Consider the following 12,795-nt stretch of genomic DNA (forward strand, 5'->3'; position numbering starts at 1 on the left):
GAACGTTATAATGTTTGCATCATTTACTGATACGATTAAAATGAAAATGATAAGGGGGAATGGCTATGAGAAAAAAACACCAAGAAAATTATGCGACGTCGGATGAAGAATTTGACTCTTTTTTTGCTGAAGTACTGAGTAAATTACCGGTTAAAACAGCTAAAATTATCAAAAGTACATATCAAACAACCAGACGGCAAGCTGATAAAGTCCGCCTTAAAAGTCAGAGCAAATTCGACCAGGTGGCTGATACTTTTTTGATGGGTGTTGACGATGAAACACGTAAGAAGTGTCATCGTATTATTCATGTTGCCGCGTTAAGTGCTGCAGTTATTGGGTGCTCACCAATTCCATTTTCGGATGCTTTTTTACTGGTCCCTGTTCAACTGACAATGATGTCACGTTTACATAAATTATTTGGTCAATCATGGTCAGAAAATTTAGGTAAGAACTTGTCAAAAGAGTTAGTTGTAGTGAGTCTTGGACGCAGCGCAGTGGGAAACATTATTAAATTTGTGCCTGTTGTTGGAACAGTTTCTGGCGCAGCTATTAATGCTTCTGTGGCCGTGTCTATTACTGAATCTCTGGGTTGGGTCACTGTAAAGATGTTAAACGATGGAGAAGATATATTTGAACAAGCAATGTCTTTTAAAGGGCAGTTCAATTTATTGTTTAATTCAATCCATCGTTTCAAGTCACCTAAGTGAGGGCTAGTTAACTCGTATTTTAAAAAATGATGCACCGTTTACAAAACTAAGGAGGAAATTGCATGGCAGTATACCGAGAAGGTATTGAAGAAACAATAGAAGCGCATCAAGTTAATATAGAAACCGGCTTAAGTTCGGAACAGGTGATTAAAAGCCGTGAAGAATTTGGTAGCAATGTTTTTGTGGCAGACAAGAGGGTACCATTGTGGCGCAAGATTCTGATTAGTTTGCAGGATGTTGCTACAATCATATTATTAATTGCAGCAGTGATTTCATTTGTATCGACGTACATAGAAGGTACTGGACACTATTTTGAAAGTTTGCTCATTATTGGGATTGTGATTATTAACTCAATACTATCAATTGTTCAAGAAGGTCGAGCAGAAGATTCATTAGCCAGTTTACAAAATCTGAATCGCATGCAAGCTAAAGTACTACGTGATGGGGAAAAAGTACTCATCGATGCTGATGATGTGGTTGTTGGTGATTTACTCGTCATTGAAAATGGGGCTGCAATCCCTGCCGATGGGCGGTTGATTGAAGCGGTCGAATTACAAGCTGAAGAATCTGCTTTGACAGGTGAAAGCTTACCAGTTGAAAAAAATGAGAAAGCAACTTTTGAATCTGATGATGACGTTAGCTTAGGAGAACGTATTACAATGGTGTATCGTGGCACAACCATTGTAAATGGGCATGCTCGAGCAATTGTTACCGCTATTGGTATGCAAACAGAAATGGGTACGATAGCTGGCTTGCTTAACAGTGAAGCACAGAATACCCTAACACCCTTACAAAGACGTTTAGTCCAATTAGGGAAAAATATTTCTTGGGTAGCCATTATCTCAGCCATATTTGTTATGGGTCTGGGTGTTATACAGGGAATGGATTTGAAGCATATTTTCCTAATAGCTATTTCGTTAGCTGTTGCTGTTGTGCCAGAAACATTGGCTGTCATAGTAACTATGACATTGGCACTTAGTGTACAAACAATAGCGAAAAAGCATGCTATTATTCGTAGATTGCCTGCTGTAGAAACATTAGGAACCACCAATGTTATTGCTTCCGATAAAACGGGTACCTTGACTCAAAATGTTATGACAGTCAGACAAGTATGGCATGATGAGCAGAATCATCTTAGTGATGTTGATGAAAATTTAGATGAACCTGCTGTAGATGTTTTATCTTTGGCGGCTATTTCAACTAATGTAGAAGTCAATATTAGTGATGAAAAAAAGACTTATGCAGGTCTACCAACTGAGGTAGCGTTAGTACGCGCCATTGAGACAATTACTTCACGCGAAGAATTACTTAGACAATATCCATTAGTCGAACAAATTCCTTTTAATTCAACAAAAAAACGTATGACAACTGTCCACGAACTGCCTGATGGCGGTTATATTGCGATTACTAAAGGTGCATTTGATGTTTTGTTACCAATGATCAAGCATGGTAATTCTGAGCGCGCTGAAGAAGTTAATACGTCTTTTGGTAGACGCGCGCTTCGTGTTCTAGCTATTGCTAAACGAACATTTGATGTCATGCCGGAATCACCTACACAGGAATTTTATGAACAAGATCTGACTTTGGTTGGGCTAGTTGGTATCATTGATCCACCACGTCCAGAGTCGGCTCCAGCCGTTGAAAAAGCACGTTTAGCAGGGGTTAAGACAATCATGATCACGGGTGATCACGTCGAAACAGCTAGTGCTATTGCACGTGAAATTGGTATTTTACGTTCTGGAGACCTAACAATTACCGGATCTGAATTAGCTAAATTATCGGATCAGGAGCTTGATAAACATATCAAAGATTATACTGTATATGCACGTGTGACCCCTACTGATAAAATCAGAATCATTAAATCATGGCAACGTCAAGATGCAACAATTGCGATGACCGGTGATGGTGTCAATGATGCACCAGCCTTAAAAGCAGCAGATGTCGGTATTTCAATGGGTGAGACCGGAACTGATGTTGCGCGTGAAGCCTCAGATATTATTTTGACAGATGACAACTTCGCAACAATTATTAACGCTATTTCTGAAGGACGTGGTGTTTATATTAAGGTCAGAAAGACCATTAATTTCTTATTAAGCGCTAATATCTCAGAAATATTGGTTATATTTATTGCTATGCTTTTGGGATGGGGATCGCCATTATTGGCGGTGCATTTGCTATTTATTAATTTGGTATCAGATGGATTACCAGGTTTTGCGCTGAGCCGTGAACCTATGTTGACTAACGTCATGAATCAACCGCCAATGGCAAAACATGTTAAGTTATTTGCTCAGGGATTGGGACGTCAAATTGGTTTGAACGCTGGATTGTTTGCGATTGTAACGTTAGTCGCAATTTGGGTCGGTCAAAATGCTGTTATTGGTGGGCTCAATCCTAACGAACAAATTGGTCAAACAATGGCATTTACTGTTTTGTCATTAACTTCTATCATTCACGTTCTCAATATTCGATCAGAAAAAACATTATTTAGTATTAAATATAGTGCTAATCCGTCATTAGTTAATATGGCATTGTTAGCAGCCATTATAACGCTGGTCATTACACTATTACCAGTGACGCAGCCATTATTTGGCTTAACTATGATTTCATTAGGTCATTGGGCAATAATTGCTATTTTGTCCTTAATGCCTACGATTGTTATTGAATTTTTGAAATATATACGACCTAGTTTGTTTAGGGTTTAATACAAAAATACCTTACCATCTGGTAAGGTGTTTTTTTGTGCTTATGATAGCCACTGTAGTTAGTCTATTTATTTCAGCACATCGTGAATAGTAATGCCAACTACACTATCATCATCTAACATAAGTAAATTGGAAATATTATAAGCGACCATTTTTTCCATGCCGTACCATTACGAGCTAATGTGGATTCGTTAGATCCAGTTAATGGAGTGTTTTTAAATTATTTTGTTTTAAAAATGATCACGAGGAGTGAAAGTGCATAATTTATAAGTGAGCATTATTTGAGTAACCGCTTTCGTTTAGTGTTATAGTGTGGTTAACAAATTAGATGAAGTAGTTTGTAAAAAAAGGAAGCGAGGGAATGTTATGATTTGGACATTAGTTGTAGGTGCCATTCTGGGTACCGCCGTTGGTGCAGTTACAAGTCGTGCTGAACCACTAGGTTGGATTAGGCAGCGAGCCACGAGTCGAGTACATTTCTAGTTACTAAATGACCATCACTGACAAACATTTTATATAGAAGTCGTAGGAGAAATATACAATGACAGACAAAGAAAATGAAAAGATTGATGTTAGAAAGCAAAATAAAAAAGACGATCCCAAGTCAACTGATAAGGAAGATGTCTTTGACCACAATGAAAAGAATGCTGATTATAAAAAAGCTGATTGATGTTTAACTAGTGTATATGCTTTATTAAAGGTTTAGTTTGTCCAGAGACAAGTTAAACCTTTTATCAATAGTTTTAAAATGGATGAGGAGGAATTTTTAATGAATCTCGATAGATTGTATGAGTTAAATGATGGACACTTGTTACCTAAAATTGGTTTGGGAACCTACCAAATTCGTGGTTATCAAGGTGTTGACCAAATTTTGAGTGCAATTCAAAGTGGTTACCGTCTACTCGATACATCTACAAATTATGATAGTGAGGGGGCCGTAGGGGAGGCTATTCGTCGTTCAGGTGTGCCAAGATCTGAATTCTATGTCACAACAAAACTTCCTGGACAATATCATCATTTCGATGACGCTTTACAAATCATTGAAGAATCACTATTACGGTTAGGATTGGACTACCTGGATCTATATTTGATTCACTGGCCGTTACCCAAACGTGATACTTATGTAGAAGCTTGGCAAGCATTAATTGAGGCTAAGAAACGAGGCTTGGTGCGTTCTATTGGTGTATCTAATTTTGAAAAGGAACATCTTGATAAAATAATTGCAATAACAGGTGTTACGCCCGCTGTTAACCAAAATGAGATCCATCCTTATTGGCCGCAAGAATCCTTGGTTGCTACGAACCAAGAATATGGTATTGTGACAGAGGCATGGAGTCCCTTGGGTAGAGGTAGTAGTGAGTTGTCAGAACCAGTAATTGTAAATTTAGCAGAAAAATATGGTAAAGATACTGGTCAAATTATTTTAAAATGGCACATACAACGACATATTTTACCTGTAGTTAGAACAATTTCACCCCAGCACCAACGTAATAATTTAGATATTTTTGATTTCACATTGACTGAGGATGAAGTAAGTCAAATAACTAACTTAGAACGTGTAGACGGTCGTATTGACGATCAAGATCCAAAAGAGTACGAGGAATTTGGTTGATTGCTTAGTCAATATGGACTTATTAGCCTTCATCTATATTTGTATGGATGTCATCAAGTTAGTACTATTAGTACTAACTTGATACTAAAATAAAAGCTGCAAATCCTTAATGATTGTTTTTGACAATCTGTATTGAGGTATTTGTAGCTTTTTCAGTGTTGGATTGTATTTTGTTATTTAATGTATCTATTTAATTAGAAAATGTTTTTAACAGTAATAATTTAATTATTAACGGTACAGTAATCTATCGAAAAAAAGATATCAATAGTTGATGAAAAAGGGGTGGATAGTGGGTAGTTAAAATTCGGATTAGAGTCCTTATTTTTGGTAGTCAAAAGCACAAAGATTTTAAGTATCGGTCAAGCTCGAGGAAAAAAGTACATTATGTTCAAGTATATTATTTGCATTTGTGATGTGGTACCAAAATAATAGATGTCGTGCATACTTATAATTCCTATTAAACTTAATATTTTACACTAATTCATCCTTCACAAATAAAGAATATTTGGATCAAAAAGCATCCTTGATTTGAGAAAGAGGTGATAGCTTCTTTGTAGAACTGCATAAATAAAATATTAAAACATGAAGGCATGCTATGATAATTTTGATTGTACGACTGCATATTTATCCCACTCTTCTGGCAAAAGGGTCATTTGCCAAAAACGTAGCTCTTCTGCACTACTAAATAAAAATTGTTGTAGTAAAACATCAATTTTTATTTCTTTAGGTCGTCTTTCAACCAAATCATCCAATAAATCGATCATTTTGTGAACATAATTTTTAAAATCTGGATCCGCATAAGACTCCACAAAGTCAATATAAATTTGCTCTTTCCCTTGTAAATAGTCTTTTCTTTCTAGCATGTCTTCAAATATTTCTAAATATAACCATGGGCAAGGTAAGAGGGCGGATAAGGCATGGATTTCATTATATTCATTGAAGGCGTGATGCATATGACAGATATAGTGATATGTTGTTGGCAAAATGGTTGTTTTTTGAATATCTTGCTTTGTGATGCTAAGTAACTGGTAAATATTACGTTGCTGCTCAACATCGTAATCGTTAATTGTCAAAATACCTGAATTTAATTCCTCAATAATTTGATTATCTTTTGTGGTTGACAATATTTTATTGTAGATTGCAAGATAGTTCTGAACATAAAAATTATCTTGCAGTAAATAGGCTTTGAAAGCAGATAATGGTAATTCCCCAGTTTCTATGCCTTTAATAAATGGATGTTCTTTGCTGGACTGCCAAAGTGTTTTTGTTTTTTCATGCGCTAATTCACTGAATTTCATAGTTTTTTCTCCGTTTTTTTTGTAAAAATAATCTAAAAACCCAGCTCATTTAGAGCTGGGTTTACCTAAAAGTAGAAATGGACCACCATTTTAAAAGAACACTGTTATTTTAAAATTTGTTCTATAACTATCTTCCTTCGTGAGTGCTAACTCAATCAGGTTCAATGGGTATGATCTCAGCTCAAGGCACCCCAGATATTTTTATAATTTTATTTTATCACAAAAAGTTGAGAGATACTAAGTTACATGGTAATATATCTTAATGTGATGCTTACTGATAATTAAAAATAAGCAATATTCACTAATGAAATTTCTTACCATGCAAGCTATTAAATTTAAGAAAAAAGGAACTAAAATAACATGAAGTCGCTAGATCAGATAACGCAATTGGTGGGAACAAAGTCCCTCAAAAATCTTAACTATGAACTTCAGAACGCAGATTATGAAGGTTGTACTTTTCAGATTGGTGAGACAATGTTTAGAAGTCGATTAGCAAAATTGACTCCAAAAAAGAAAGGATATTTTGTTGCTTTCTGGGAAAAAGACGCTAATAATCAAAATATCGCTTTTCTATTTAATAATAGCCCTGATAAATTAATTATAGTCATTGATGACGATCAACAAAAAGGGCAATTTATCATACCAAAGGATGAGTTACGCAAACGTCATGTTTTGACAGATACCAATAAGGTAGGTAAAATGGCTATGCGAGTCTATCCATCGTGGATCAAAGATTTGAATTCAAGTGCTCAGAAAACACAAGCATGGCAATGTCAATATTTTGTTGATGCTAAAGATGATGATCTAACCGAAAAAATAAATGTACTATATTCTCTAAAATAAAGTGGTGTCAATTGATAGCATTTTAAAATATATTATTGGTTGAATTTAGTCAAAAAACTAATATTTTGTTTATTTAGGAATAATTAACACAATATGAATTATTGACAAAATGTGACTTTGAGAGTTATGCTAGTTCTATGATGATAGAACAAGAAGATTTAAAAAGAGCAGAAATTTTTAAGACGCTTTCAGATGTTAATCGATTAAGTATTATTAGAACTTTGTATATTGCTAATCGTGAAATGACCTGTGGGGAGATAGGTCAGCAACTAGATATCAGTAAATCAACAGTGTCATATCATTTTAAAATGTTGCGTGCTGTTGGGTTGACTCATACAAGGAGGTCGGCTCAGAGTAAATACCTATCTCTTAATTATCAAAATTTTAATAAATATTTACCTGGGTTTTTAGACTCTTTATGAGTCTTTTATTTTTAGGTTTTAGTTCGATTGTTGTGAAACAATCGAATGATAATTGGGGGATATTTTGAAAGAAAAAAATAATATAATGTTTATTATTGTGGCGGTCTTAATGGCTACATTTATGACATCTGTCGAAACGACTATTATTACAACCGCTTTACCACGAATTGTAAGTCAGCTAGATGGCCTATCAATGCAAAGTTGGGTTTTTGCAACTTATCTATTAACCACTGCATTGTCAACACCTATTTATGGAAAATTAGCAGATCGGATAGGTAGAAAAAGTGTTTTTCTAATTGGTATCATCATATTTGTCGTGGGTTCATTTTTTTCCGGGTTATCTAATCAGATGATTATGTTGATATTTTTTAGAGGGCTGCAAGGTATTGGTGCTGGAGCGATCATACCCATCACTTTTACTATTATTGCTGACTTGTTTCCTTACGAAAAAAGGACTACCATGTTAGCATTAAATAATACGGCGTGGGGAATTTCTGCTTTATTAGGGCCATTAATTGGTGGTTACATTGTTGATCAATTGAGTTGGCATTGGGTATTTTTTATAAATATACCTTTGGGTATATTAGTTTTTGTCATTATTTTATTTAATTACAAAGAAGATAAGCAAGTTTTTGTTAAAAAATCCATTGATTACAAGGGGATTATAGCATTATCAGGATTACTAATAACGACATTATTGCTGTTTCAAGGCTTAGGCGAAACTAATTTAAATAAGTCGGTTATATGGATAATGGTATTTTTACTCATCGGATTTGCTGTACTATTTGTCAGAATAGAGAAATACGCCAATGATCCAATCATTCCTTTAGCATTATTCAAAAATAATATTTTTACGATACAAATTTTGACTGCGTTATTACTAAGTGCTATTCAGATAGGCTTTCAGACCTATTTTCCAATGTGGCTACAAGCTATTTATAAAGCTAGTGCTGCCATTGCAGGATTAACTGTTACGCCTAGTCCAGTTCTTTGGCTGATATCATCTTTTTTTGTTGGTGTTTTAATGAAGAAATGGGCACCTAAATATATTTCAATCGCTCTCATTTTAATAATGGTTCTATTTTATCTACCGTTAACATTTATAGAATCAACAGTGACACAATCAATTTTCTACGTAATTTCTGGTATCACAGGTGCATCACTGGGTATTATTATTACCATGAATACTTTGATTTCACAACGCGTCGTAGATCAGTCGCTTTTGGGAACGGCTTCTGCTATGCTGACTTTAGGAAGGACGCTAGGGCAAACCCTAGCTACCGGTATTTTTGGCCTGACCTTCAATTTGACGATTAATCATCAATTAAGCAATGTAAAAGTAATTAATATTTCAATGGTAAATAGCTATATCAGCAGTAGTTATAAGTCAGAACATATTAGCTTGTTGAATGGTGTCATTTTATCAGGTTTGCACAATGTTTTTTTAATCGTGCTGATTATTTTGGGTGTTGTTTTGATACTCAATATTATGGATAAAAATGCAGAACCAATTAAATAGTGAGAATAAAACACGATCTCAGAGAAACAGGTCAATTGAGCCAGGTATAGCTAATTAGAACTAATCACAGGCATTTACCTGGAATAGCAAGATAAAGAGTACTAACTTTTGAAAATGGGTAATTAACGATTAATTTACTTAACATACAATGTATGTTAATATACTTATAAATAATAAGTATATTGTCATTTTGGAAAGTGAGATATAAAGTTATGAGTGATATTCAAAGTTTGGTTAGTCAACAGTTGGAAGCATTGCTGGAAAATGAAAACAACACGGTATCAAATCTATCTAACGCAGCTGCCTTGATATTTCAAAATTATGAAAATATCAATTGGGCAGGGTTTTATATTTATAATACCGAAACGCAAGTCTTGGATTTGGGTCCTTTCCAAGGTAAAGTAGCATGCATGCATATTCAACCTGGAACCGGTGTTGTTGGGGCAGCTTTTGCTCATAAAAAAAGTATGATGGTTGCAAATGTTCATGAGTTTACGGGACACATTGTCTGTGATGCAGAAAGTAATGCTGAATTAGTTATTCCAATATATAAGAATGAACGAGTTTATGGCGTTATTGATATTGATTCACCAGAGTTAGATCGCTTTACTGAAATTGATAAAAATGAAGTTGAAGAGTTAGCGCAAGTACTAGCACAACATATTTAAGTATTTCTAATAGAAATAGCAACTGATATATTAAGTGGTCTAATATGTCAGTCGCTTTTTTTGTGGTTGAAATAACGTCATAGCTTGTAAGACTTGTACTAAATCTAACTGTTTGACATGTTTCTAGGAGGATATGTTATAATACATGTATATTTAAAAACAACAAGTTAGTTATAGAAAGGGATTTTTAAATTATGAAATATGCTATCACTGCTGCCACTGGTAAATTTGGTCAAGCTGCTGTTACTCATCTACTTAAGACAGTACCTCATGAGGAGATTGTCCTAATTGCTCGTGATTTAGATAAAGCAAAAAAAATTTTTGGTAATGTTGAAGTACGCGAAGCATCATATGATAATGTGGATCAAATGATCACTGCTTTGGAAGGGATTGACCGTGTGTTATTTATTTCCTCTCAACCTGGCGGAAGAGTTGAACGCGTTGACCAACATCTCAATATGGTTAAAGCTTTATCTGCTAGCAATGTGAAGTTTGTTGCCTACACAAGTTTTCCAAAAGCTGAGACATCTTCTAGCTTTTTAGCTAGCGATCATAAAGCAACAGAAAATGCTATCAAGGCAGCAGGTATCCCTCATGCATTTTTAAGAAATAATTGGTATATTGAAAATGAAATTGGCTTCTTGAGTAGTGGTGTTGCTAATCACATTGCAGCGTATTGGGCGGATAACCATGCTGGTTGGGCGCTTGAACGTGAATATGCGGAAGGTGCTATTAAAGTGCTTACGCAGATAGAAAATAAAGAAGTATATGAATTTTCGGGTCCGGCGAAAAACTTTAATGATTTAGGCGAGGCATTGAAAGTGGCTATTAATCAGAATGTTAAAATTGTTAAAATGCCAGCTAGCGACTATACCGCGCAGTTAGAGAAAACAGGATTAGATCATGATACTGCCGTCTTGTTTACTTCGTTTCAAAAACCTATTGATGATGGCTCACTGGAAACAAGTAGTACAGATTTAGTTGATGTATTGGGACATAATCTCAAGCGTTTACCTGATGCTATTCAAGAGATTTTAGAAAAATAAATTTATCATTTAATGTGATTATTTGAAAGCAAGTAAAAGACATAGCTATAAGTTATGTCTTTTTGTATAACTAAAAGTTATAATATACTGTCAAGTATTATAAAGTGAACAAATCAAGAAAAGAGGTAGACATGCGGTTTTCTTATAAGTTGAGTGATGCAATACATATATTGGCGTTCCTAAGCATCTATGAAAATGATGATCTTTCTAGTCAAAGAATAGCTGATAGTATTGGTTCAAATGCTAGTGTTGTACGTAATTTAATGAGTGATTTACGAACAGCATCATTAATAATAACCCGGCAAGGGACTGCTTCACCACAATTAGCGCAAGATATTGCTGATATTAGCGTTTATGATGTTTATATGGCGATTACGATGGATCACAATTTACTACATATTGATCCCAAAACAAATCCAGACTGTATTGTCGGCGCGAATATTCAAAGTACATTAGATGTCATTTATAGTGATATTGAAACAACAGCGCATGATGAAATGAAAAAAATAACTATAAAATCCATTGTTGACGATATATTAGCTCAGCATAACGCTAATATATGAACTAGTTGACCAATATCGGAAATTTTTTAAAGATATCAAGTAGAGAAGTGGCTTGTAATTGGGTGATTAGTAATCTGAGTAATCACTTTGTGTCATAAGAAAGAGTCATTGCTGTGGGGGTATGATTTAAAAATAATTGATACGATTCAACATATTCATATTTTTTACGTCATAGTGATATGGTTTACATTATATGTCGTACACGATATAATATTTTAGGAGGTAATCATATATGGTTCAAGATGAACATCTATATGATGAGTTATGCTTATCAGTATATAATACCAATCGGTATTTTCACCATTTGTATGAGTACGTTTTAGACAAATATGACTTATCATATTTACAATATATGTGTTTACTTATTATTCATAAGCGTCAGTCAGTCAAATTGATGGACATTGGTGTTGAACTGGAGTTGTCTAGTAACACCTTAACGCCGGTGATTGATAAGCTTGTTAACAAGTTATGGGTTGTCAAGACACAAAATACTACAGATCGGCGCAGCAAAGTACTTGAGATAGCTGAAAACAAGACAGTTTTATTTGAAAAAATATTGTCTGAAGTGACTATTATGCGTGATGAATTAATACGTCAAAGCGGTCGATCAATTGCAGATGTACTTGAAATAAACAAAGCACTAAATTCAGTGTTGAAAAAAATGTTACAAGAACAAGAAACAGTAGAAGAGGGGAAATAAATGATTGCGTATATTATTACAACTGTGGTAGCCGTTGAGGCTATTGGAATCATGGTCATTGAGATGTTTGGTTCATCGGCAATGCAAGCAAAATCTTTTGAATTAGATAAGTCATTTGTAGAAATGCCAGAAGTGAAGACGTTATTAGCTAACCAAGGCATTTACAACGGTTTATTAGGTGTGTTAATTATTAGTACAATGTTAATGTTGACTGGTCCACAACAAATTTTAATGTTGCAGATGGAAATGTTGTTCATTCTAATTGCAGCGGTGTATGGCAGTTTGACAGCTGCCAGAAAAATTATTTTTGTTCAAGGGCTACCAGCTTTAATTGCTTTAATTACCTTGTTTATGACGAACTAATGACTGTCAATAGGCACCAGAATATGACTATATGTTTTGTTATGGTGTAATAATAAATCAAAAGAGTATTTTTAGATAAAATACTCTTTTTTAGTGTGTTTATGGTAAGTTATCATCAATGTAATTGCAATGCCTATGATTCATAAAATTTTGCAATTATTTGGAGTAACCATTGGGACTGTGGTTTACACAACAACTGTTTTAACAGTTATTGCAGTAATTATTATTTATTACTTCATTTATTTACAAACCTCCAAAACATATTATCGGCAAGTTACTCAGAAAAATGAGTCATAAGGTACTAACAGGCTATCAATCTAGACTTATTCCAGTTAATGTATGATATCAAAGA

13 protein-coding genes and 1 riboswitch are annotated in these 12,795 nt (G+C 34.5%); of the genes, 12 read left to right on the forward strand and 1 reads right to left on the reverse strand.

Features of this window, described 5'->3' with window-relative positions; all coding sequences use genetic code 11:
* Window positions 1–59: 59 nt before the first annotated feature.
* The 4 genes from HNQ98_RS01685 to HNQ98_RS01695 all read left to right on the forward strand — a co-directional run bounded on the left by HNQ98_RS01685 (window position 60) and on the right by HNQ98_RS01695 (window position 5,021).
* Window positions 60–707 carry a YcjF family protein gene (locus tag HNQ98_RS01685; protein WP_135197438.1) on the forward strand — a complete coding sequence of 216 codons (648 nt, stop codon included), beginning with the start codon at window positions 60–62 and terminating at the stop codon, window positions 705–707.
* 62 nt (window positions 708–769) lie between these two features.
* Window positions 770–3,409: a cation-translocating P-type ATPase gene (locus tag HNQ98_RS01690; RefSeq protein ID WP_135197437.1), complete on the forward strand. Its 2,640-nt coding sequence runs from the start codon at window positions 770–772 to the stop codon at window positions 3,407–3,409.
* 541 nt (window positions 3,410–3,950) lie between these two features.
* Window positions 3,951–4,079: a hypothetical protein gene (locus HNQ98_RS09220; RefSeq protein WP_019040312.1), complete on the forward strand. Its 129-nt coding sequence runs from the start codon at window positions 3,951–3,953 to the stop codon at window positions 4,077–4,079.
* Window positions 4,080–4,178: 99 nt separating this feature from the next.
* Window positions 4,179–5,021, forward strand: a complete 843-nt coding sequence (locus tag HNQ98_RS01695) for an aldo/keto reductase (protein ID WP_135197436.1) — start codon at window positions 4,179–4,181, stop codon at window positions 5,019–5,021.
* A 593-nt stretch (window positions 5,022–5,614) separates the two neighbouring features.
* Here HNQ98_RS01695 and HNQ98_RS01700 read toward each other — a convergent pair.
* The gene (locus tag HNQ98_RS01700; RefSeq protein WP_135197435.1) at window positions 5,615–6,319 is read right to left on the reverse strand and encodes a TenA family protein; all 705 of its coding nucleotides are present in this window, start codon (window positions 6,317–6,319) and stop codon (window positions 5,615–5,617) included.
* Between the two features lie 115 nt (window positions 6,320–6,434).
* Window positions 6,435–6,523: riboswitch (TPP riboswitch) on the reverse strand.
* Window positions 6,524–6,679: 156 nt separating this feature from the next.
* On the opposite strand from HNQ98_RS01700, the gene HNQ98_RS01705 reads away from it, so the two are divergent.
* The 8 genes from HNQ98_RS01705 (at window position 6,680) to HNQ98_RS01740 (ending at window position 12,443) form a co-directional block, all read left to right on the forward strand.
* The gene (locus tag HNQ98_RS01705) at window positions 6,680–7,162 is read left to right on the forward strand and encodes a MepB family protein (RefSeq protein WP_135197434.1); all 483 of its coding nucleotides are present in this window, start codon (window positions 6,680–6,682) and stop codon (window positions 7,160–7,162) included.
* A gap of 137 nt (window positions 7,163–7,299) precedes the next feature.
* Window positions 7,300–7,584: an ArsR/SmtB family transcription factor gene (locus HNQ98_RS01710; protein ID WP_135197433.1), complete on the forward strand. Its 285-nt coding sequence runs from the start codon at window positions 7,300–7,302 to the stop codon at window positions 7,582–7,584.
* A gap of 64 nt (window positions 7,585–7,648) precedes the next feature.
* The gene (locus tag HNQ98_RS01715; protein ID WP_223822767.1) at window positions 7,649–9,103 is read left to right on the forward strand and encodes an MFS transporter; all 1,455 of its coding nucleotides are present in this window, start codon (window positions 7,649–7,651) and stop codon (window positions 9,101–9,103) included.
* Window positions 9,104–9,315: 212 nt separating this feature from the next.
* Entirely contained in the window at window positions 9,316–9,771 is a 456-nt protein-coding gene (gene msrC, locus HNQ98_RS01720) for a free L-methionine (R)-S-oxide reductase MsrC (RefSeq protein WP_135197432.1), read from the forward strand.
* Between the two features lie 194 nt (window positions 9,772–9,965).
* Window positions 9,966–10,817, forward strand: coding sequence for an NAD(P)H-binding protein (locus HNQ98_RS01725; protein WP_150259491.1), 852 nt, complete (start codon window positions 9,966–9,968; stop codon window positions 10,815–10,817).
* Between the two features lie 131 nt (window positions 10,818–10,948).
* The gene (locus HNQ98_RS01730) at window positions 10,949–11,380 is read left to right on the forward strand and encodes an Rrf2 family transcriptional regulator (protein WP_135197430.1); all 432 of its coding nucleotides are present in this window, start codon (window positions 10,949–10,951) and stop codon (window positions 11,378–11,380) included.
* A 232-nt stretch (window positions 11,381–11,612) separates the two neighbouring features.
* Window positions 11,613–12,080, forward strand: a complete 468-nt coding sequence (locus HNQ98_RS01735) for a MarR family transcriptional regulator (RefSeq protein WP_135197429.1) — start codon at window positions 11,613–11,615, stop codon at window positions 12,078–12,080.
* Complete coding sequence (locus tag HNQ98_RS01740) at window positions 12,081–12,443, forward strand: DUF1304 domain-containing protein (RefSeq protein ID WP_135197428.1); 363 nt, start codon at window positions 12,081–12,083, stop codon at window positions 12,441–12,443. It begins immediately after the preceding gene.
* Window positions 12,444–12,795: the final 352 nt, after the last annotated feature.

The organism is Leuconostoc carnosum, assembly GCF_014207505.1.
Taxonomy (GTDB): domain Bacteria; phylum Bacillota; class Bacilli; order Lactobacillales; family Lactobacillaceae; genus Leuconostoc; species Leuconostoc carnosum.